This is a genomic window from Hymenobacter sediminis (genome assembly GCF_003231285.1).
In the GTDB taxonomy this organism is placed as follows: Bacteria; Bacteroidota; Bacteroidia; order Cytophagales; family Hymenobacteraceae; genus Hymenobacter; species Hymenobacter sediminis.
The window spans coordinates 137,924-160,760 of sequence record NZ_QKNS01000008.1 but is presented as its reverse complement, the minus strand read 5'-3'; the positions used below and the strand labels follow the sequence as shown (position 1 = coordinate 160,760).

The window sequence follows — 22,837 nt, the reverse complement described above, 5'->3', positions numbered from 1 at the left end:
AGGTCTTGACTATTTGGAAGGCTATAGAATGCTGTTATGGATTATGAAAAACGCTGTATATCAGTGGAATAGTGAAAATGCATAAATTGAATAGAATGTGATTTTATTCACTATATATTGCATTCTTAATTGTTTTAAATTGACTATGTTATACTATATTGCCGCATAATACAAAGTTATAGTGTCGCTCACATGCACGGCTTACGGAGGATTGAAGAACTATTCGCCTATGACTCCCTGGTTCAACTGGCCAATGAGGTAAAAAAGCAGGAAATAGAATACCGCGGTGCCTTTCTGCAGGGTGCCCAGGAAAATATTCCCTTCGGGCTCTATGTTCTTCAACTGGCCGATGAGGGCCACCCCTGTTTTTTCGGTCTTAACGCTGAAAATGAGCCCCAGGTAATCACGCTGCCACTAAACCAAGCGAGCCGGTTCACCTCTATCGGCTACTACATGAGCAGCGAAGCGGGCACGTTTCGGCTGCACCGCACCACCTTGGCCTTATGGGTGGCCAGCCTGAGCTTTAGTCAGCTGAAGCGCTACTACCCCCGCATCTTCGAGGGTAACAACTCCTCTACCATGGTACTCACGCCGCCCGATGAGTTTGGCGTGTTGCTACCCCCTGATACCCGCTGGGGGCAACTCCACGTTGAGCAGCCGCGCTACGAGCAAGAACTGCAGCAGGTGGCGGCCAAAAGCGGGGTAGTGGTAACCCACAACGAGCAACAGAACCTGTTCGGAATTTACCACCGAGGCAGCCTTGTAGAACAGGCCCCACAGCTGGAGGTAGAGCACCTGGTAAAGCTGATTACCCACCGCCTGAATACGCCCGTTGTCTACCACCGCGTAAAGCAGAAAGTGCTGGATGAACGCTACGCCAGTGCTTTCCCTGCCGAGCTGGACAACTTCGATAACTGGGACGGCGAAATTCGGGAGCACCGGCAGTTTCCGATGGCCAACCTGTTCTATGTACGCGTGCAGGCCGCTTCGGAAACGGCTGCCCTGCATATTGCCCGCGAAGAAATCATCCTGCAGCGTAAACTGAACCCCGTGCGCGTGGTAGCCCGCGGCCTGTCGTTTGAAATCGAAAGCGTAGTGATGCTGGACCGGGTTTCCGACGCGGGCTTTTATGAGGTGCGCTACCATTTCATTACGGCCCCCGCCCAGTTGGAGCTGGCGTCGGCTTCCTGAAGGCCGAAAACGGCTAAAACTGGGCGCTTCGGTACCGACTTTTTCTCCTGTTATCTTTGTTGATTCCTTGCTACCCCGCCTTGGGGTAGGGTATCCATCAGCGAGAATTAGTCAGTAGTGAAAGTTTGCATTGCCGAAAAGCCCAGCGTAGCCCGCGAAATTGCCCAGGTGCTGGGTGCCAACCGCAAAATGGATGGGTATTTTGAGGGCAACGGCTACCAGGTCACCTGGACGTTCGGGCACTTCTGCCAACTGCGCGAGCCCGAGGACTACCGCCCCGAGTGGAAGCGCTGGAGCATTCATGATTTGCCCATGCTGCCCGAGAACTTCGGCATCAAGCTCATGCGCCGCGACGACGGGGTAGTGCGCCAGTTCACCGTTATCAAAAACCTGCTGGCCGGCGCCGAAGAGGTGATAAACTGCGGCGACGCGGGCCAGGAAGGGGAGGTGATTCAGCGTTGGGTGCTGCTAGAAGCCAAGTACCGCAAGCCCATCAAGCGCCTCTGGATTTCCTCGCTCACGGAAGAAGCCATCCGCCAGGGCTTTCAGAACCTGCGCGATGGTTCAGAGTTTGACTCACTTTACCAGGCTGGCAAAAGCCGCGCCGTCGGCGACTGGCTGCTGGGCCTGAATGCTACCCGCCTGTTTACGCTGAAGTACGCGCCGGGCCAGCGCCAAGTGCTCAGCATCGGGCGGGTACAGACGCCTACCCTGGCCCTGCTCGTGGACCGCTACCACGAAATCCAGAACTTCCGCCCCGAGCCCTATTGGGTGTTGCGCACGGAGTACCGCGGCACCATGTTCAGCCACGTAGCCGTGGTGAAGAAAGGCAAGGAGGACGACGAGCCCGACGAAAAGGCCCGCCTGAAAGCCCGCGGCTACTTCGTGACCCAGGAAGAGGCCGACGCCGCCCTGGCGGCCGTGAAGGACGTGCCCCTGACGGTAACCAACGTCGAAATCAAGAAAGGGCTGGAAACGCCGCCGTCGTTGTTTGATTTGACCTCCCTGCAGGTGCAGTGCAACAACCAGCTGGGCCTTTCTGCCGAGGACACGCTGAAAACGGTGCAGGCACTCTATGAAAAGAAAGTGGTGAGCTACCCCCGCGTAGACACCACTTTCCTGCCCGATGACCAGTACCCTAAAATCCCCGGCATTCTGCGCGGGTTGGGGGCTTATAACAGCCTCACGGCCCCGCTGCTGGCTGGTAAAATCAAGAAGTCGGGCAAGGTGTTCAATAACAACAAAGTCACCGACCACCACGCTATTATTCCCACCGGGGCCAGTGCCAGTGGCCTGGGCGGTACCGAGCACAGCGTCTACGACATTATCGTGCGCCGTTTCCTGGCCGCTTTCTACCCCGATTGCGAAGTATCAAACACCACCGTAACGGCCGAAGCGGCGGGCCGCACCTTCCGGGTACGGGGCCGGCAGATTCTGAACCCCGGCTGGCGCGTGGTGTACGGCGACCCGGAAAAACAGCAGGCCCCCTCGGCCCCCAAAGCTGCCGGCGAGGGCGACGATGACGTAGTCAGCACAGTGCTGCCCAGCTTCGAGAAGGGCGAAAACGGCCCTCACAAGCCCCGCCTGGACTCCAAAATGACCCAGCCTCCGCGCGAATACTCGGAGGCTATGCTGCTGCGCGGCATGGAAACCGCCGGCCGCAACGTGGACGATGAGGAACTGCGCCAGGCCATGAAGGAAAACGGCATCGGGAGGCCCTCCACCCGCGCTGCCATCATCGAAACCCTGTTCAAGCGCGGCTACATCCGCCGCGACAAAAAGAAGATTGTGCCCACCGCTACCGGTGTGGAGCTGATTGGCCTGATCCGGAACCCCACCCTGAAATCGGCGGAGCTAACAGGGCAGTGGGAACGGAAGCTGCGCCAGATTGAAAGCGGCCAGCTAGACCAGGAGCAGTTTCTGGGCGAGCTAAAGCAGTTGGTGCGCGAAATGGTGCACGAGGTAAAGCAAGATGGCTCAGGCCGTGCCGTAACGGTAACTTCCGCCGAAGCTACTACCCCCGCTAAAGGTGCAAATCCTCGCCCCTTGCCCGCTGCTGCAGCTACCCCGGCTGTGCCTGGTGCGCTAGGTCCGTGCCCGGCCTGCGGGAGTGGCCACGTGCTGCGCGGCAAAACCGCTTTCGGCTGCTCGCGTTGGCGCGAAGGCTGCCAGCTGCGCCTCCCTACCTCGTATGAAGGCAAGAAGCTTACCGATAAGCAAGTGGGAGATTTGCTCAAAAAGGGCCGTACCCAGGTGATGCAAGGGTTTCTGGATGATGCGGGCAACAAATACAGCGCCGCCATCAAGCTCACGCCCCAGCACACCCTGGAGCTGGTGCGCGCCGCCGAAAGCAAGCCCACTACCGCCACTGACCCCGGCCAGATTCCGTGCCCGGTGTGCCGCCTGGGCCAGATGCTGAAAGGCAAAAGCGCTTGGGGCTGCTCCCGTTTCCGCGAGGACTGCCAGTTCCGCGTGCCCTTCGAGTGGGGCGGCAAAACCCTCACCGACGCCCAGATGAACCAGCTCCTGCGCAAAGGCAAAACCGGCGTCATCCGGGGCTTCATCTCCTCCAAAACGGGCAACCGCTACGAAGCTGCCCTGCAGGTAGGCGCGGAGGGTAGGATAGAGCCGGTGTTTGATAACAAGGGGTGATGGGCAGATGGCAATTGAGCGGGTTGCTGGTGCAGCTAGTAGCATGGCTGCTATTGCTGAGTTATAGTGCTACAGCGCAACCGTCGAGAATGAGCCGCTCAGCTGCCGTTACAGCTTTAACTTCGCGTATAGTTGTTGCGCGCATCCCTAACAGCATTGATTCACTACGCACTAATGCTGATGTAGAACAATGGGTTAGAAAACACGCTGTGTGGCGAAAACACAGTTATTTCTACCCGGCTTTTCAGTTGGATACCGCGTTGATAAACTATAGTGCTGACTGTCAGCAATACTGCGCTGCTTTGCCCGTAAAGTCCTGGTCAGTTGTTGATTTAGATGGGAATGGTCGAAGTGATTTGATAGCTTTTCGACTGAGAAAATCTTTCGGACGGTTCTCGCATGAGCCCTATATCTTCTATGACTATGGAGCGAATGACGGCATCCGAACTGAGTACTTGCAGGGGCGGGGAGCAGGGCCCTGCGAAATAGTGTCCGTAACGCAGCTAGATGGACGGCCCGCCTTAATATTTGTGCACCACGTCACACCACCGCAATCAGACGGCTTTTCTTCACCACCAGTACTACAAATGGATACTCTGGTGCATCGTTTCGGCGACTTGGTGGAATATAATACTTCTCCTGCTGCCCCACGTTTCAGCCGCCTAGAAGTAAGTTTTGGGTTTGACTGTTGCGCTAGCTTTACTGTTACTGTACACGCCGATCGTAAGCTGGAATATCAGGTGGGATATACCAGTGGTAGTGAGTATTATTTATTTAACGGGGAGCGAGGTAAATTCCAGAGTGAGTTAGACAGCGCACAGTTCGAGCAGTTGCAGCAACTCTTTCAATACATAAAGCCCGATAAGTTAGCTAAATCCTACGCAGTGAACTGGACGGATGCAGGTACGGCATGGCTAACGGCTGAATATGGCAACGGCAAGATTGTACGTGTTAAGGATTATGGCGAACGGGCAACCTGGGGAATAAGTAGGCTTTACGAACTGATAGCCTACCTCCGTACTCATCAGCGCTGGTATTCCGTTGAACACCCATATGACGTCCCTGTTCGATGACTCCCCAACTTGGTAAAACTCTAGTCATCCTCGGCCTTATGTTGGTGGCCCTCGGGGCGTTTGTGTGGCTGGGTGGGGGTAGTCTGCTCGGCTGGTTCGGGCGGCTGCCGGGCGACATTCGGGGGGAGCGGCCGGGGTTCCGGTTTTACGCACCTATTGTGTCCATGCTGCTGGTGAGCTTGCTGCTGAGCCTGATCATGTGGCTAGTGCGGCGGTTGAGCTAGTGTATACTCGGTAAGTGCAATTATTAGCAGCCTCGGCAGGAGTTGGCCGTTCAGGTTGGGGTGGGCTGCAGGGGTAGGGAAGTTGGGTTGAAGAGAGTGCGAAGAAGCCTGTTGGGCGGCATTGGCAACGTTCCCGACAACGATTGCGCAAATAATCAGGGCCTTGCTAGGTAGAATGCGGTGGGTATTCGCCTAACATTAGTGAGGGCTTACTTCGGTGCGCCCGGCTGCTCTTTCTTCGACCAATCAAAATTCCCCACCATGAGAAACGCTTTACTAGTAAGTGCCCTGGTGCTGGGTACAACGGTGGCTGCCCAGGCGCAGCAAACCCGCCAGCTTCAGGGACGAGTGCTCGATGGTACCACGGGTGAGGCCTTGCCCGGGGTGACGGTGGTAGTGAAAAATACCACCATTGGCGCTACCACGGACGGCGACGGCAAGTTCTCCCTGAGCGTTACGGAAGGTGGGGATGTAGCTCTCACGTTCAGCTACATCGGCTACCTGCCCCAAACGGTAAGTGTCGGCTCACAAACCCAGCTAAAGGTGTCGCTGAAGTCGGATGAGAAGGCGCTGGACGAGGTGGTGGTCATCGGCTACGGGCAAGTGAAGAAGAGCGACGTGACTGGCTCCATTGTGTCGGTGAAGGAAGAGGACCTGAAGAAAGTGCCTTCGGCCAACGTGATGGAAACCCTGCAGGGCCGTTTGCCGGGCGTGGATATTACCCGCAGCAGCGGCTCGGCGGGCTCGGGCGTGAACATTGCCGTGCGCGGTAACCGCTCCATCACGGCCCAAAACGGCCCCCTGTTCATTGTGGATGGGGTGCAGTACAACTCCATTCAGGACATCAACCCCAACGACATCCAGAGCATGGAGGTGCTCAAGGATGCGGCCTCCACGGCCATCTACGGCTCAAGGGGTGCCAACGGGGTAATCATCGTTACGACGAAGAAGGGGGCGGCCGGGCAGCCCCGGGTGACCATCAACTCTTATTACGGCATTACCGATGCCGTGTACTACCCCCGCGTAAATGACGCGGCCGCCTACGTGGCTCAGAAGCGTGAAGCCAATCGCACCACCGGCACCTGGACCGGCCCCGCCGACGACCCGAAGATTTTCACGCCCCTGGAAATTCAGAACATTGCCAACGGCGTGGGCACCAACTGGATGGATATGCTGCTGCGCCAGGGCGTGCAGCAGGAACACCAGATTGGCCTCTCGGGCGGCTCGGATAAGACCAAGTTCTACACCTCCTTCGACTACTTCAACGAGCAGGGCCTGTTCCGGATGGACGATTTGAACCGGTACTCCATCCGCTTGAACCTTGATCAGGAAATCAACAACAAAGTGCGGGTAGGCCTGCAGAGCCAGCTCACCTACTTCAACCAGGACCGCCGCCGCGACCCGACCAACCAAGCCAACAAAATTAACCCCTTGCTCACACCTTACGACGAGAATGGGCAACTGTCGGTTTTTCCCAACGCCGGCAACTTCATCAACCCCCTGATTGACGAGCAAGAAGGCAATTACCAGAACAACGTGCGCACCACGCGCACCTTTGTTACGGGCTATGCTAGCTACCAGATTCTGCCCAGCCTGAACTTGCGCTCCAACCTCGGCCTTACCTTATCCAGTGCCCGCACCGGTATTTACCAGGGCTCGAACACCCTGGACCGCAACGGGTCGGTGGCGCAGTCGGCGTACGGGACGGAGTTTATCACCAACTGGAGCTGGGAGAATATCCTGAACTACAACAAGACATTCGGCAACCACGCCATTACGGCCACGGGCGTTACCTCGCTGCTGACCTTCAACACCGAAAACTCCAACGCCCAGGGCCGCAACCAGCTGCTGGACTACCAGGGCTTCTACGCCCTGGCTAACGCCAACCAGCAGGTGGGCATCAACAGCGGCTACGTGAACAGCAAGCTGATTTCGTTCACGGGCCGGGTGCAGTACAACTTTAAAAGCCGCTACCTGCTCACGCTGACCGGCCGCTCCGACGGCTCCTCGGTGCTGGCCCCGGGCAACAAATGGGCCTTTTTCCCCTCGGCCGCCGTGGCTTGGCGCATCATCGAGGAAGACTTCATGAAGGACCTCACGCCGATTACGGATCTGAAGCTGCGGGCTAGCTACGGCCGGGCCGGCAACTACGATATTCCGGCGTATTCCACGCAGTCCTTGCTAGTGCGCATCCCGTTTGCCTTCGGCGAGTCGTCGGCCCCCGCCTACACGTTTGCCAACCGCATCGGCAACAGGGCCCTGGGCTGGGAGCTGTCGAACACCCTGAACTTCGGGCTTGATTTCGCTCTGCTGAACAACCGCTTCACGGGCACCGTGGACGTGTACGATACCCGCACCAGCGACTTGCTGCTGAACCGCGTGCTGCCCGCTACCTCCGGCTACCAGGTGGTAACTGAAAACGCCGGCAAGACCCGCAACCGTGGCATTGAGGTAGGGCTGAACGCGCTGGTGCTAGAGAAGAACGACTTCCGCTGGAACGCCGGCCTGACCTGGTTCAAAAACAAGGAGGAAATTACGGCCCTTACTGTGTCGGGTAACGACGTGACGAACCGCTGGTTTATCGGCTCGCCGGTGAACGTATTCTACGACTACGAGAAGATTGGCATCTGGCAAACCAATGAAGCCGATGCCGCCAAAGCCTACGACCAAAAGCCGGGCCAGATTAAAGTGCGGGACCTGGATGGCAGCAACACCATCACAGCGGCCGGGGACCGGAAAGTGCTGGGCTCTACGGTGCCCAAGTGGAGCGGCTCCTTCAACACCGATGTCAGCTACAAAGGCTTCGATTTGTCGGTGCAGCTCTTCGCCCGCATCGGGCAGATGCTCAACTACGAGTACAACGGCTTCTTTGACCCCCAGGGCATCGAGAACAGCTCGCGCCAGAATTACTGGACGCCCGAAAACCCCTCCAACGACTACCCCCGCCCCGACGCCAGCCTTTCGAAGAGCACCCTGCAAAACGCCCTCTACGGCACCACGCTGCTCTACGAAGACGGCTCTTATGCCAAGTTGCGGGCCGCTACCCTGGGCTACACGTTCCCGGCGGGCCTGGCCTCGCGCCTGCATATGTCGACGCTGCGGGTGTACGTGCAGGGCAAAAACCTCTACACCTGGAGCCACATCGACAACTACGACCCCGAGCGGGGCGGCGCCATCACCACGCCCATTCCGCGGGTGCTCACTGCTGGTATCAACCTGGGTTTTTAAGCGAGTAGCGGTAGTTTTAGCCTAATCAGAACGATGAAATTCCCCACGAATCATACGCTGAAGTTGCTGCTGGCCGCCGGGGTAGCAAGCCTTGCCCTGCCCGCCTGCGAAAAGCAGCTGGAAGAATATAACCCCTCCGGCCTCACGGCCGATGCCGTGTACACCACGCCCGCCGGCTTCGAGACGCTGGTAAACGCCGCCTACTCCTACAACCGCTGGTGGTACGGCAAGGAAAACGGCTATAGCATCTCGGAAATGGGCACCGACCTCTGGCAGCGCGGAGCTGGCGACGTAAACCCCGACCTGACCGAGTACACCACCCTGCAAGGCAGCTCGGCCGCCCTCACCGATCTCTGGAACCGCCTCTACGCCGCCGTAAACGTGTGCAACGCAGGCATTGCGCGCATCGGCAACTCGGGCATGTCGGATGCGCTGAAGAAAACCCGGGAGGGGGAGCTGCGCTTCCTACGGGCCTTCTACTACTGGCAGATTGTAGAAACCTGGGGCGGGGTGCACTTCACTACCGAGGAAGTGACGTCCATTGCCAACACCGCCAACCGCACCCCCGTCGAAACCTTTTACAAGCAGATTTTCGAGGATCTGAACGTGGCGGTGACTAATCTGCCCACCACTACCGTGGATTATGGCCGCGTGACCAAGCCCGCCGCCGAAGCCTTCCTGGCCAAGATATACCTGACCCGCGGCCAGGACCGGCAGGCCGCCGACCTGGCCCAAAAAGTCATCAGCAGCTACGGCTACGCCCTGCAGCCCCGCTTTGCCGATTTGTGGTCGATGACCAACCTGGAGAACAAGGAAATTCTCTGGGCCGTGAACTACTCCAAGGACCTGAGCCTGAACGATAGGGTAGACGCCACGCTCTACCCCGACGGCCACCCCCGTGGCGGCAACAACGGCCACCTGCTGTTCCTGATGAAGTACGACGACCAGCCCGGCGTCATCCGCGACATTGCCTACGGCCGGCCGTTCAACCGTTTCATGCCCTCGCTCTTCTACCTGAACCTGTTCAACGAGAAGATAGACTCGCGCTACGCTGCTACCTTCCAGACGGTGTGGCTGGCCAACCGGGCCGTAACCGGCATTGCCGTCGGCGACACGGCGGTGGTAGCCAGCAAGTACATCATTCCGGAGGCTACCAAGGCCCAGAAGAAGTACCGCATCTGGGACCAAAGCGCCGTGTACCGCCCCAACGGCACCATCAGCGGGGACCGAATCCACTACATGACCATGAAGAAATTCATGGACCCCACGCGCCCTACCATTGCCGAGGAGCAAAGTGCCCGCGACGCCTACGTAATTCGCCTGGCCGATGTGTACCTGACGGCCGCCGAGGCCGAGTTCAAGGCCGGCAACGCCACCAAAGCCGCCGACCTGATTAACGTGGTGCGCCGCCGCGCCGCCCTACCCGGCAAGGAAGCCGACATGCTCATCAAGCCCGCCGACGTCACCCTGGACTTTATCCTGGATGAGCGGGGTAGGGAGCTGGGCGGCGAGCAGCTGCGCTGGTTTGACCTCAAGCGCACCGGCAAGCTGCTGGAGCGCGTGAAGAAGTACAACCCCGATGCGGGGGCCAGCATTCAGGAGTTTCACCTGGTGCGGCCCATTCCGCAGCGTCAGCTCGACGCCGTTTCCAACAAGGGCGACTTCACCCAGAACCCCGGTTACAGATAACATTTCCTACCCTGGTCGGGCCGACAAACGTTGGTCTGACCAGGCTTTTTTACTTCTATGAAACAACTCACCGTTCTGTTTCTTGCCGTCCTGCTGCTAGCTTTCCGGCCCGCCGCGGACAAGAAAACCACCATTTTCCTGGTCGGCGACTCCACCATGTCCGACAAGCCCCTGGACAAAGCCGAGCGCGGCTGGGGCATGTACTTCAAGCAGTACTTTGATGAGGGCGTGACCATTCAGAACCACGCCATGAACGGCCGCAGCACCCGCAACTTCCGCCACGAGGGCCGCTGGGCCAAAGTGCTGGAGCAAGTGAAGCCCGGCGACTGGGTATTCATTCAGTTCGGCCACAACGACAGCAAGCAGGAGGACACCGCCCGCTACGCCGCGCCCAAAACCGCCTACCGCCAAAACCTGACCCGCTACGTGCAGGAAGCCCGCGCCAAGGGCGCTAACCCGGTGCTGCTCACGCCCGTCGGCCGCCGCTACTTCGATGAGCAAGGCAAGCGCAATGACGACCACGGTGACTACCCCGGGGTAGTAAAGGAAGTAGCCAAAGCCCATAAGGTGCCGGTAATCGACCTGCACGAAACCAGCTGGGCGATGTACTCCCAGCTCGGTGACGCGGGTAGCAAACCCCTGTTCTGGAGCTACCAAAACGGCGCCAACAACACCAAGCTCGACAACACCCACTTCTCGGCCTACGGAGCCGAGCGCGTGGCCCAGCTGGTAGCTCAGGATGTGAAGAAGATGAATCTGGGCATTGCCAGTCATCTGCAGCCCTTGGCGTTCAACGGCAAGTATGCCTTCGACCTACCCGTGGTGCTGCAGCCCACCTTCCGTAAAGACACCTTCAACATTGTGAAGTACGGGGCCGTGGCCGATGGGCAGACCCTAAACACGGAAGCCTTCCGCAAAGCCATTGACGACTGCAGCAAGCAGGGTGGAGTGGTGCTGGTACCACGCGGCCTCTGGCTAACTGGCCCGATTCAGCTGAAAAGCAACGTGAACCTGCACGTGGCCAAAGGCGCCCTGGTACAGTTCAGCAACAAGCTCTCCGACTACCAGCTCATCAAAACCAATTGGGAAGGCGAGGATGCCGTGCGCAACCAGTCCCCCATTTCGGGCTACGACCTTGAGAATATTGCCATTACCGGCCAAGGCACCTTCGATGGGGCCGGCGACGCGTGGCGCATGGTGAAAAAGGAGAAGCTGAACGCCGGCCAGTGGCAGCGCTTGGTGAAGTCGGGTGGGGTAGTAGATGAGAAGGGCACCACCTGGTACCCCTCGGCCAGCTCCCTGAAAGGCTCCACCCTCAACAAGCCCTGGACCATTCCGGCCGGCCAGCAGCCCGACTACAGCAAGTATCAGGAGTTCAAGGATTTTCTGCGGCCCAACATGCTCAGCCTGCAGCGCTGCAAGCAGATTCTGCTGGAAGGCTTCACCATTCAGAACTCCCCGGCCTGGACCATTCACCCCTTGCTTTGCGACAACATCACCCTGCGCAACGTGACGGCCAAAAACCCCTGGTACGGCCAGAATACCGACGCCCTGGACCTGGAATCGTGCCGCAACGGCTTGGTAGAAGGCTGCATTTTCGACGTGGGCGACGACGGCATCTGCATCAAGTCGGGCCGCGACGAGGAAGGCCGCAAGCGCGGTGTGCCCACCGAGAATTTCATCATCCGCGACACGAAAGTGTACCACGCCCACGGCGGCTTTGTAATTGGCTCGGAAATGTCGGGGGGCGCGCGCAACCTCTACGTGAGCAACTGCACCTTCATGGGTACGGATGTAGGCCTGCGCTTCAAGACTACCCGGGGCCGCGGCGGGGTAGTGGAAAACATCTTCGTGGACGGTGTGGACATGACCGACATTGCCGGCGAGGCCATCCTGTTCGATATGTACTACGCCGCCAAAGACCCCGTGCAGGTAAACGGCGAGGCCTTTGGCATTCCCGAAATCAAGGCCGAGCCCCTGAACGAAGGCACCCCACAGTTCAAGAGCTTCCGCATCAAAAACGTGACGTGCAAAGGCGCCAACACCGGAATTCTGGTACGCGGTCTGCCGGAAATGGCCATTCAGGACGTGGACATTGAAAACGCGGTACTGGAAAGCAACAAGGGCCTGGTGTGCCAGGAAGCCGATGGCATCCGCCTGAAAAACGTGACCCTGCTCTCCAAGCAAACCAACCCGGTAATGGAGGTGCAGAACAGCCGCAACATCAGCCTCGACAACATTCGCTACGCCCCCGGCGCCGACCTGCTCCTGCGCGTGACCGGCAGCCGCAGCAAAGCTGTGAGCCTACGCAACACCGACACTAAAGCCGCCAAAAAAGGCCTGGAAACTGGAGATAAGGTAGCGAAGAAGGTAGTGACGGTTTCTCAGCGGTAAACCAGCATCTGCTAAGTTCATCGGCTCTTACCCCGTTTGTCATCCTGAGCGGAGCGAAGGACCTCTACAGAAGATAACTACTCACGGTAGAGGTCCTTCGCTCCGCTCAGGATGACAAACGGGGTAGTAGAATTACGTGACGCATGATATGTCACTCAATAACTTGTCTGCTAGACGTCAGTCCAATACTCTCCCTACCCATGCTCTCCCGCCGCTTCTTCTTTTCTGGCCTGCTGCTCGCTTCCCTATCAACCCAGACGCAGGCTCAAACCTCGCCCGCTACCGCGCGTCCCATGTCGCAGCGCATGGCGGATGCCTTTATCAGCTGGCACCCCGATTCCATCCTGATTGGTAACCGCAAAACGGCCCGCTGGGACTACGAGCAGGGGCTGATGCTCAAGGCCTTGGAACGGGTATGGCAGCGCACCGGCGACGCCCGTTACTTCACCTACATTCAGAAAGACCTCGACCAGTTCGTGCGTCCCGATGGCACCATCCGGACCTATAAGCTGGAAGACTACAACCTCGATAACCTCACGACCGGCCACGCCCTGCTCACGCTCAGCCAGATGTCGGTGCCCCAGGCCGAGAAGTACCAGAAGGCGGCCCAACTGCTGCGCAAGCAGCTGGAAGGGCAGCCGCGCACCAAGGCCGGCGGCTTCTGGCACAAAAAGGTGTACCCGAACCAAATGTGGCTCGATGGCCTCTACATGGCCGAGCCTTTCTACGCCGAGTACAGCAAGGTATTCAACCAGCCCGCCGGCTTCGATGATGTAGCCAAGCAATTTGCTCTCATCGAGAAAAACCTAGTGGACCCCAAAACCGGCCTGCTCTACCACGGCTACGATGAAAGCCGGGAGCAGAAGTGGGCCAACAAAACCACCGGCCAGTCGCCGAACTTTTGGGACCGGGGCATGGGCTGGTACGCCATGGCGCTGGTAGATGTGCTCGACTATTTCCCGCAGAACCACCCGCAGCGCCAGCAGCTCATCAAGGATGTGCAGCGCTTGGCTCCCGTGCTGGCCAAGTATCAGGACCCGAAAACCGGTACCTGGGCGCTGGTGGTCGACCAGGCTTCGCGCAAGGGCAACTACCAGGAAGCTTCGGGCAGCAGTATGTTTGTGTACTTCCTGCAGAAGGGCGTACGCATGGGCTACCTTGATAAAAAGTACGCCGATGTGGCCCGCAAAGGCTACGATGGTCTGCTGAAAACCTTTGTAACCACCGAAACCGGCGACGCGCTGGCCTTCAACGGCACGGTGAGCGTAGGCGGCCTCGGCGGTAATCCTTACCGCGACGGTAGCTTCGAGTATTACCTCTCCGAGCCGCTACGTAAGAACGATTTGAAGGGGGTAGGACCGTTTATTCTGGCCAGCCTGGAAATGGAAGTAGCGGCGGAAAGCAAGCTGGGCAGCGGCAAAACTGTGGCTGTTGACAACTACTTCAACCACGAGCTGCGCAAGAACTCCCTCAGCGGACAGGAGGAAACCTGGCACTACACCTGGGAGGAGCGCACCCACGGCGGCTTTTACTTCTGGGGCCAGCAGTTCCGCGACCTGGGCGCCAAAACCGCCACCATCAGCACTGCGCCTACTGCTACCTCTCTCAAGGGGGTCAATGTCTACATCATCGTGGACCCCGACACCAAAAAGGAAACGCCCCGGCCCAACTTCGTGCAGCCCGCCGACGTGCAGGCCCTGACCAAGTGGGTGAAGAACGGCGGCACGCTGGTGCTTATGGCTAATGACACCAGCAACTGCGAGATTCCGCGCTTCAACACCCTGGCCCAGGCCTTCGGCATCCAGTTCAAGCCCCTGAACCTGAACATGGTAAAAGGCAACCAGTTTGAGCAGGGAAAAGTAGCGTTTCCCGCCGGCAACGCCGTGTTCAGAAACGCCCGCACGGCCTACATCAAGGAGCTGGCCCCACTGGAAGTGAAGGCCCCGGCCCAGCCCCTCATCACCCAGGACGGGCACGTCATCATTGCCACGGCTAAAGTAGGCAAGGGCACCGTTTTCGCCGTCGGCGACCCGTGGCTGTACAACGAGTACGTGGATGGCCGCAAGATTCCGGCCGAGTACCAGAACTTCCAGGCCGCGAAGGACCTGGCGACCTGGCTGCTGCAACAGGCAGGTCGCTAAATAGGTAGCGCCCCGGCAACCGACTCTGATGAGTAAAGTAGTTGTCGGGGCGCGTTGCTTCGTGTCATTCCGACGCAGGAGGAATCTGAGTCAAGCCATTAGATGAATAACCCAGATTCCTCCTGCGTCGGAATGATAGTTCTTCTTGCTTCTTCGCTACCCTGTCCTTGCTGCCGATGCACCGACTTCTTTCTCTACTACTGCTGCTCTTGCCGCTGGGCTCCTGGGCTCAATCTTCCTTGTCGAAAGTGTGGGTGCCTGACTTGGGCAACGGCACCTACAAAAACCCGGTCCTCTACGCCGATTACTCCGACCCCGATGTGGTGCGGGTAGGGGAGGATTACTACCTTACCTCGTCGAGCTTCAACGCCGCGCCGGGCCTACAGATTCTGCACTCCCGCGACCTGGTAAACTGGACCATCATCGGGGCGGCGTTTACGGAGCAGCTGCCCAAAGCCCGCTACAATGAGCCCCAGCATGGCAACGGTGTGTGGGCCCCGGCTATTCGCTACCACCGCAAGGAGTTCTACATCTACTACCCCGACCCCGACCTGGGCATCTTCGTGACCAAGGCCAAGAACCCGGCCGGGCCCTGGAGCACGCCCGTGTGCATCAAAGAGGCCAAGGGCTGGATTGACCCCTGCCCGCTCTGGGACGAGGACGGCCGCGCCTACCTGGTGCACGGCTTCGCGGGCTCCCGGGCGGGCATTAAAACCATCCTGGCAGTGTCGCCGATGGCCCCGGACGGACTCAGCCTGACCGGCCCCGACGCGCTGGTCTTCGACGGACACCAGGGCCACCCCACCCTGGAAGGGCCCAAGTTCTACAAGCGCCGCGGCTACTACTATATCTTCGCTCCGGCTGGGGGCGTACCTACCGGCTGGCAGCTGGTGCTACGCTCCAAGAACGTGTACGGCCCCTACGAGGAGCGCATTGTGATGGACCAGGGCAAGACACCCATCAACGGTCCGCACCAGGGCGCTTGGGTTGATACCAACGCCGGCGAAGACTGGTTTCTGCACTTCCAGGACCAGGGGCCCTACGGCCGGGTGGTGCACCTGCAACCCATGCAGTGGAAAAACGATTGGCCCGTTATTGGCGAAGACCCCGACGGCGACGGCAAAGGCCAGCCGGTGCTAACCTACCGCAAGCCCAACGCCAAAGGCAAGCCGCAACCCCTTGCTACCCCCGCTACCTCCGACGAGTTCAGCAGCAACCAGCTCGGGCTACAGTGGCAGTGGCACGCCAACCCCCAGGATTACTGGGCCTACCTCAACGGGCCCCAGGGGTACTTGCGCCTCTACGCCATGCCACTGGCCGAGGGCTATAAAAACCTCTGGCAACAGCCCAACCTGCTACTGCAGAAGCTACCCGCCGAGGCATTCACCGTCACGACTAAGCTGCGCTTCGACTCCCGCCTGGAAGGCGAAAAAGTGGGTCTGCTACTAATGGGCCTCGATTACGCCTACCTCTCCCTAACTAACCAAGGCGGCAAACTGCAGCTCAGCCAAAGTACCTGCCTGAACGCCGACAAAGGCACGCCCGAAACCACTACGCCTACCGTGGAAGTGCCCGCCGCCCAGGCCCGGCAGCCGCTTTACCTGCGCGTGGCGGTGAAAGCCGGCGCCAAGTGTCAGTTTAGCTACAGCTACGATGGGCAGACCTTCCAGCCACTCGGCTCAGAGTTTCAGGCCCGGGAAGGCAAGTGGATTGGAGCCAAAGTGGGGCTATTCGCTACCCGCCCCGGCAAGTTCAACGATTCCGGCAACGCTGACATCGACTGGTTCCGGGTGGAATAGGCCACTGTTTACTACCCCTTCTACAAAGCGCAAGCCCCTACTCTCTGCACATGAGGGTAGGGGCTTGCTGTAGGAGCAGAGAAATTACTTGGAGGCGTACACCAGCGGCTCGTTTTGGTCGATAGTGCGGGTAGAGCTGCGCACGATAAGCTCCGTCGGGATTTTAACGGTTTCAATGGGGAGGGCGCGGTGCTTGCGTTCAATCTGGTCGATGAGGCGCTCGGCTGCTATCTGCCCAATTTCAGTGGCGGGCTGCACCACGGTACTTAAGGGCGGAGCCAGAAAATCGGCCACGTTAAGGTTGGTGAAGCCGATCAGCGACACATCCTCCGGAATATGCAGGTTGCGCTGGCGCAGGGCCTGCAGACAGCCCACGGCCAGGCGGTCAGAAGCCGTAAAAAACGCATCGGGCGGCGATGAATAGCGCATGAGCTCATCCACCATGGGGCCTACCTCATCGGGACCAAACGTGCCGTAGCGAATCAGGCTTTCATCGAATTCCAAACCGTGCTTCTCCAAGGCGGCGCGGTAGCCGGCCAGGCGCTCCTGCGTGATGCTGAGCCAAGGCTGAATGGTGAGGTGAGCAATACGTTTGCGTCCCGACTGAATCAGGTGCTCAGTAGCCGCGAAGGCGCCGCCGAAGTTGTCGGCTACCACCTTGGTCACGTTCAGCTCGGCCGAAACCCGATCAAACAACACCAGCGGTACGTTCTTATCGAGCACTTCCTGCAGGTGGGCCACGTCGGCGGTTTCACTGGACAGAGACATCAGCAGCCCATCCACCTTCCTCGACATAGATTGCTGCACGTTGGCCACTTCCCGCTCGTAGGACTCCTGGCTTTGGAAGATGATGACGTGGTAGCCCCGGTTATAGGCAATGGCCTCAATGCCATTGATGGCCTGGGAGAAGAAATAGTTAGCAATCTGGGGCAGAATAACCCCAATGGCCCGGCTGGCGCTACCCTTCAAGCTTAAGGCAATCGGGTTAGGGCGATAGTTCAGGCGCTCAGCGCACTCCATCACCAGGCGCTTAGTCTCAGGGTTGATTTCATAGCTCCCGCGCAGCGCCCTGGATACAGTAGAAGTGGAGATGCCCAGCTCGCGGGCAATGTCTTTAATGGTGTAGGTTTCCACAGGCAAGGGCAACAGGAAGGTGGGACGAGGAAGGAGAGTGGGTACTTACTAAAGTCCAAGAAACAAGCCGGGTTCAACCGGTGGGTTCCGGCGCTGGAAATTAGAAAGACCAGCCGGATGTAGGGCCATTACCGCTGCCAGAACCGCGCAGATGGCCGAATGGCAACGTTCCCGACATCGTTTGCGCAAATTATTAAGATCATACTCTTCCTTTTCGGAAAGGCATCTTTTAACCTTAATCATGCTGACGGAAAGTCGGCTGTTTCAAAAGTACACCGGATTTCTCCGAAAAGTTTATAAACCTCCCTGCGTATGTCCACTGCTTCCTGGTTCGATTTGTCTGGTAAAATAGCCCTCGTGACGGGCTGCAACAAAGGAATCGGGCAGGCCATGGCACTGGGGCTAGCGGAGGCCGGCGCCGACATTATTGGGGTATCGGCTTCACTGGCCCTAAGCGGCAGCGAAACCGAGCAGCAAGTGCAGGCCCTGGGCCGGCAGTTTCACGCTTATCAGGCTGATTTCAGTCAGCGCGAGCAGGTAGATGCCTTTCTGACCCAGGTACAGCAGGATTTTCCCCGCATTGATATTCTGGTGAATAATGCCGGCACCATTCAGCGTGCCCCTGCTGCTGAGCACGGCGATGAGCTGTGGGACAACGTGCTGGCTATTAACCTAGATGCCCCGTTCCGGCTGGCCCGCGCCCTGGGTGGCCGCATGCTGGAGCAGGGTGGAGGCAAAATCATCTTCACGGCTTCGCTGCTCACCTTCCAAGGCGGCATTAACGTGCCGGGCTACGCGGCCAGCAAGGGCGCCATTGGCTCCCTGGTAAAAGCTCTGGCTAATGAGTGGGCCAGCCGCGGCGTGAACGTGAATGCCATTGCCCCCGGCTACATCGCCACCGACAATACCCACGCCCTGCGCCAGGACCCCGACCGCTCCCAGAGCATTCTGGCCCGCATTCCAGCCGGGCGCTGGGGCACGCCCCAGGACTTTAAAGCACCAACGGTTTTTCTGGCTTCGGCCGCTTCCGACTATGTCCACGGCACCATCCTCACCGTCGATGGTGGCTGGATGGGCAGGTAGAAGGGGAGGTAGTAAGATGGTGAAATAAGCGAGTTGACGACTCGGTATCCCATCTTACAAGCTCACCAATTCACCCTTTCACTAATTCACAGATGACCCAACGATATGCCATCGGGCCCCGCGAAACGGCGGGCATGACCTCCGCCGAGCTGCGCGAAAATTTCCTGATTGAAAGCCTCTTCGTCTCTGGCGAAATTGAGCTGGTTTATACCCACTATGACCGCATGATTGTGGGCGGAGTGATGCCTGCCCAGGAATCCATTGCGCTACCCTGCCCCGAAAACCTGAAGGCCGACTACTTCCTGCAGCGCCGGGAGCTGGGTGTATTGAATACCGGGGCGGCCGGCACCGTAACCGTTGATGGCACCGCCTACGAGCTGGGCCGCCAAGACTGCCTCTACGTGGGTAAAGATGCCCGCGAAGTAACCTTCGCCAGCCAGGATGCTGGTCAGCCCGCCAAGTTCTACCTGCTCTCTACCCCTGCCCATGCCGTGTACCCCACTACCCGCATGACCCAGGCCGAAGCCACACCGGTAACCATGGGGGCGCTGGAAACGGCCAATCAGCGCACCATTTATAAGTACATCTACTCCGAGGGTATTCAAAGCTGCCAGCTCGTGATGGGGCTCACGCAGTTGCACAGCGGCAGCGTCTGGAACACCATGCCCGCCCACACCCACGACCGGCGCATGGAGGCCTACCTCTACTTTGATTTGCCCGAGGGCCAGCGCGTGCTGCACCTCATGGGCCAGCCCCAGGAAACCCGCCATCTGTGGGTTGCCGAAGGCCAGGCCATTCTTTCCCCACCTTGGTCTATTCACTCGGGCTGTGGTACGGCTGGCTACACCTTTATCTGGGGTATGGGCGGCGAAAACCAGGAATACACCGACATGGACCCCGCCCCGCTGACCGACATGCGCTAACCCCACCGCGCTCCAATTCCCACACAATTCCCACACACTACGTCATGAAAAGAAATCTACTGTTGCTGGCTCCGCTTTTAGCGGTTGCGGCACCGGCCTGGGCGCAGCAACAGCGCGTTCAGGGCGTCGTTAAGTCGGATAAGGGCGAGGCCCTGCCCGGCGTAACGGTAGTGGTAAAAGGCACCAGCGCCGGCGCCAGCACCGATGCCGACGGCCGCTTTAACCTGGCCGTGCCGGCTGGTGCTACCCTGCGCTTCAGCTACATCGGTTTCCTGCCGTATGAAGTAGCCGTAGGAAGCCAAACCGAAATCAGCGTAACCCTGAAAGAGGACAGCAAAACGCTGGATGACGTAGTGGTAATTGGCTACCAGGCCGTGCAGCGCCGCGATGTTACGGGCTCCGTATCGTCGGTAAATGCTCAGCAGATCAAGGACATTCCGGTGAACTCCGCCGCCGAAGCTCTTACGGGGCGCTTAGCCGGGGTGCAACTCACTTCCTCGGAAGGCACACCCGGCAACCTTGATGTGCGGGTGCGGGTACGCGGTGGCGGCTCCATCACCCAGGACAACTCCCCGCTGTACGTGGTGGATGGCATTCAGATCGAAAACGCCCTGGCTGTTATTGCGCCCCAGGATATTGCTTCCGTTGACGTGCTGAAAGATGCCTCGGCCACGGCTATCTACGGGGCCCGCGGCGCCAACGGGGTAGTCATCATCACCACCAAAAAGGGCATTGAAGGCAAAACCGTAATCAGCTACAACGGTTTTGCCGGCTTCCGCCGCATTGCCAACAAGCTGGGCGTGCTGAAACCCGCCGACTACCTCAACTACCAGTTTGAGCGCGCCCAGCAGGTAGGCGCCACCGGTAGTGCCGGGCTCGATTCGTACCGGAAGCTGTTTGGTAGCTCCAACTACCTCAGCGATACGCTGGTGCGGGCGCGCAACTCGCCGTTCCTGGATTGGCAGGATGAAGCCTTCGGGCGCGACGCCTTCCAGCAAACCCATAACGTGTCGGTATCGGGTGGGGTGAAAGGCACTACCTACTCGCTGAGCCTGACCCATAACGACGAAGACGGCATTCAGCGGGCTTCAGGCTACACCCGGAACCTGGTTAACTTCCGCTTTGATACCAAGCCCCTGGAAAAGCTGCGCATCGGCCTGAACATGCGCTTCAACGACCAGATTGCCAAGGGTGCGGGTACTTCCAGCTCTGGCTCGAACACCACCTCCCGCCTGCGCAACTCGGTGCAGTACCTACCCCTCTCGGTGCCCCGAAGCTCCGGAGTGCTGCTCGACCCGAACGTCTTCGACCCGGAATTCTTCACGACATCCTCGCTGGTAAACCCCATTGTGGCCATCGACAGCGAGTTCCGGGATGATAAGCGCCGCACCTTCAATATCGGGGCTAACCTGGCTCTGGACCTTGCCAAAGGCTTGGTGTTCCGCTCTACGGCCGGCTTCGATATCAATTACTCTGAGCTTAATACCTTCAACGGCCGCAACTCGCCTACTATCCGCCAGCCCGCCGGGGGCTACAACGAGCTGCCGTTTGCTACCATCACCACCGGTAATCAGCTAACCATTAACAACTCCAACGTGCTGGACTACAGCACCGTGAAGGGTAAGCACAACATCGGGCTCTTGCTGGGCGAAGAAACCTACCAGCAGCGCAACCGTCAGCAATACATCCAGACCAACTACCTACCCCTGGATATTACCGCGGAGCGGGCCTGGGCCAACATCAACCAGGGCGTGCTGCCTACGGGAGTAACTGCCCAGCCTGTGCTGCCCGGCACGGGCATTCCACAAGACTACACCTTGCTCTCGGGCTTTGGGCGCCTGACGTATTCTTACGACGATAAGTATCTGTTTACCGGAACCTTCCGCGCCGATGGCTCCTCGAAGTTCAAGCCAGATAGTGACAACCAGTGGGCGTTCTTCCCGGGTGCTTCGGCCGCGTGGCGTATTTCCAAGGAGAACTTCTTCTCGGGCATATCGACCATATCGGATCTGAAATTCCGCTTTAGCTACGGGCAGGCCGGCAACAACCGCATTGGCGACTTCCTGTACGACCAACTGTTTGCGGCTGGTAACGCGCCGTACTACCTCAATCACAACCAAGTGCTGGGTGCTTCGGCTACAACTCTGCCTAACCCCAACCTGAAGTGGGAAGTAACCACCTCCCGCGACTTTGGTGTGGACCTGGCCCTGCTGGATAACCGGGTGCAGTTCACCGGCGACATTTACTACAACACTACCTCTGATCTGCTCATCAACGTGCCCATTCCGCCGTTCTTGGGGTATACCAGCCAGCTGCAGAACGTGGGCAAAACCTCGAACAAGGGTATTGAACTGCAGCTGACGGGCACCATCTTCAACAAGCCCAACTTCAGCTGGACGGCTACCGCCAACGCCTCCCTGAACCGCGGCCGCATTGAAAGCCTGGGCAGCAACCTCCCTGAAATTACGCCCATCACCTCCGGCTGGGCCGGCTCTAACTTCGCCTCTGCCTCTGACTACAAGGCGCGGGTAGGGCGCCCGGTGGGGGAGATGTATGGGTACGTGACCGACGGCTTCTACACCGCCGATGACTTCGAGGGCTTTGACGCTGCCACCAACCTCTGGATTCCCAAGTCGGGGCTGCTACCCTCGGGCACGGCGGTAGGGCAAGTGGCGCAGCCGGGCGTAATCCGGCTGAAAGACCTGAACGGCGATGGTACAGTAAATGACCTCGACCAGACGGTTATTGGCAATGCCAACCCCAAGGTGACGGGCGGCCTGAACCAGCAGTTCACTTACAAGAACTTCGACGCCAGCATCTTCCTCAACTTCGTGTTGGGCAACGATGTGTACAACGCCAACAAGATTGAGTTTACCACGAACACGCCCAACACTGTGTTCAGCAACCTGCTCGATGTGATGGAGGACCGGTACCGCACCATCAATGCCGATGGTTCGCGCATCACCGACCTGAACACCCTGCGCGAGGTAAACCAGAATGCCAAAATCTGGACGCCGACCCAGCGCTACTTCCTGCACTCCTGGGCCGTGGAAAATGGCTCGTTCCTGCGCATCAACAACCTGACAGTAGGCTATTCCCTGCCGAAAACTCTGATTCAGCGGGTGAAGATGAGCCAGGTGCGCTTCTACGTGACTCTGAACAATCTGTACACCTTCACGAAGTACACCGGCTACGACCCCGAGGTGAACACCCGCCGCTCGTCGCCGCTCACGCCGGGCGTTGACTACGCCGCCTACCCCCGCAGCCGCGCCTTCCTGTTTGGCGTGAACCTAGCCCTGTAATTCC

At 58.8% G+C, this 22,837-nt stretch carries 13 protein-coding genes; 12 read left to right on the top strand and 1 reads right to left on the bottom strand.

Annotation, left to right across the window (positions count from 1 at the left end):
* Positions 1-192: 192 nt before the first annotated feature.
* The 9 genes from DNI29_RS19935 to DNI29_RS19895 all read left to right on the top strand — a co-directional run bounded on the left by DNI29_RS19935 (position 193) and on the right by DNI29_RS19895 (position 16,391).
* Entirely contained in the window at positions 193-1,191 is a 999-nt protein-coding gene (locus DNI29_RS19935) for a hypothetical protein (protein WP_110979898.1), read from the top strand.
* 117 nt (positions 1,192-1,308) lie between these two features.
* A complete protein-coding gene (locus tag DNI29_RS19930; protein WP_110979897.1) occupies positions 1,309-3,843 on the top strand; it encodes a type IA DNA topoisomerase in 2,535 nt (844 codons plus the stop codon).
* Positions 3,844-3,932: 89 nt separating this feature from the next.
* Positions 3,933-4,916 (top strand): DUF6438 domain-containing protein, encoded by a 984-nt coding sequence (locus DNI29_RS24265; RefSeq protein ID WP_123823340.1) that lies wholly within the window; start codon positions 3,933-3,935, stop codon positions 4,914-4,916.
* Positions 4,913-5,140, top strand: coding sequence for a DUF2905 domain-containing protein (locus DNI29_RS19920; protein WP_110979895.1), 228 nt, complete (start codon positions 4,913-4,915; stop codon positions 5,138-5,140). The genes DNI29_RS24265 and DNI29_RS19920 overlap by 4 nt, the downstream gene beginning before the upstream one ends.
* Positions 5,141-5,401: 261 nt before the next feature.
* The gene (locus DNI29_RS19915) at positions 5,402-8,368 is read left to right on the top strand and encodes a SusC/RagA family TonB-linked outer membrane protein (protein WP_110979894.1); all 2,967 of its coding nucleotides are present in this window, start codon (positions 5,402-5,404) and stop codon (positions 8,366-8,368) included.
* A gap of 33 nt (positions 8,369-8,401) precedes the next feature.
* Positions 8,402-10,057: a RagB/SusD family nutrient uptake outer membrane protein gene (locus DNI29_RS19910; protein ID WP_110979893.1), complete on the top strand. Its 1,656-nt coding sequence runs from the start codon at positions 8,402-8,404 to the stop codon at positions 10,055-10,057.
* Positions 10,058-10,114: 57 nt separating this feature from the next.
* Complete coding sequence (locus DNI29_RS19905; protein ID WP_110979892.1) at positions 10,115-12,451, top strand: glycosyl hydrolase family 28 protein; 2,337 nt, start codon at positions 10,115-10,117, stop codon at positions 12,449-12,451.
* 200 nt (positions 12,452-12,651) lie between these two features.
* Entirely contained in the window at positions 12,652-14,592 is a 1,941-nt protein-coding gene (locus DNI29_RS19900; RefSeq protein WP_110979891.1) for a DUF4350 domain-containing protein, read from the top strand.
* Positions 14,593-14,768: 176 nt separating this feature from the next.
* Positions 14,769-16,391 (top strand): glycoside hydrolase family 43 protein, encoded by a 1,623-nt coding sequence (locus tag DNI29_RS19895; RefSeq protein WP_110979890.1) that lies wholly within the window; start codon positions 14,769-14,771, stop codon positions 16,389-16,391.
* 84 nt (positions 16,392-16,475) lie between these two features.
* Here DNI29_RS19895 and DNI29_RS19890 read toward each other — a convergent pair whose 3' ends face one another.
* The gene (locus DNI29_RS19890) at positions 16,476-17,525 is read right to left on the bottom strand and encodes a LacI family DNA-binding transcriptional regulator (RefSeq protein WP_110980003.1); all 1,050 of its coding nucleotides are present in this window, start codon (positions 17,523-17,525) and stop codon (positions 16,476-16,478) included.
* 312 nt (positions 17,526-17,837) lie between these two features.
* On the opposite strand from DNI29_RS19890, the gene kduD reads away from it, so the two are divergent.
* The 3 genes from kduD (at position 17,838) to DNI29_RS19875 (ending at position 22,833) form a co-directional block, all read left to right on the top strand.
* A complete protein-coding gene (gene kduD, locus DNI29_RS19885; RefSeq protein ID WP_110979889.1) occupies positions 17,838-18,608 on the top strand; it encodes a 2-dehydro-3-deoxy-D-gluconate 5-dehydrogenase KduD in 771 nt (256 codons plus the stop codon).
* Positions 18,609-18,700: 92 nt separating this feature from the next.
* Positions 18,701-19,531 (top strand): 5-dehydro-4-deoxy-D-glucuronate isomerase, encoded by an 831-nt coding sequence (gene kduI / locus DNI29_RS19880; protein WP_110979888.1) that lies wholly within the window; start codon positions 18,701-18,703, stop codon positions 19,529-19,531.
* 44 nt (positions 19,532-19,575) lie between these two features.
* Positions 19,576-22,833, top strand: coding sequence for a SusC/RagA family TonB-linked outer membrane protein (locus tag DNI29_RS19875; protein ID WP_110979887.1), 3,258 nt, complete (start codon positions 19,576-19,578; stop codon positions 22,831-22,833).
* Positions 22,834-22,837 lie beyond the last annotated feature (4 nt).

Coding starts and splice junctions, on each gene's coding strand:
- DNI29_RS19935 (WP_110979898.1), top strand. CDS start 193: ATGCACGGCTTACGGAGGATTGAAGAACTATTCGCCTATGACTCCCTG.
- DNI29_RS24265 (WP_123823340.1), top strand. CDS start 3,933: ATGAGCCGCTCAGCTGCCGTTACAGCTTTAACTTCGCGTATAGTTGTT.
- kduI (WP_110979888.1), top strand. CDS start 18,701: ATGACCCAACGATATGCCATCGGGCCCCGCGAAACGGCGGGCATGACC.
- DNI29_RS19920 (WP_110979895.1), top strand. CDS start 4,913: ATGACTCCCCAACTTGGTAAAACTCTAGTCATCCTCGGCCTTATGTTG.
- DNI29_RS19910 (WP_110979893.1), top strand. CDS start 8,402: ATGAAATTCCCCACGAATCATACGCTGAAGTTGCTGCTGGCCGCCGGG.
- DNI29_RS19895 (WP_110979890.1), top strand. CDS start 14,769: ATGCACCGACTTCTTTCTCTACTACTGCTGCTCTTGCCGCTGGGCTCC.
- kduD (WP_110979889.1), top strand. CDS start 17,838: ATGTCCACTGCTTCCTGGTTCGATTTGTCTGGTAAAATAGCCCTCGTG.
- DNI29_RS19915 (WP_110979894.1), top strand. CDS start 5,402: ATGAGAAACGCTTTACTAGTAAGTGCCCTGGTGCTGGGTACAACGGTG.
- DNI29_RS19905 (WP_110979892.1), top strand. CDS start 10,115: ATGAAACAACTCACCGTTCTGTTTCTTGCCGTCCTGCTGCTAGCTTTC.
- DNI29_RS19900 (WP_110979891.1), top strand. CDS start 12,652: ATGCTCTCCCGCCGCTTCTTCTTTTCTGGCCTGCTGCTCGCTTCCCTA.
- DNI29_RS19875 (WP_110979887.1), top strand. CDS start 19,576: ATGAAAAGAAATCTACTGTTGCTGGCTCCGCTTTTAGCGGTTGCGGCA.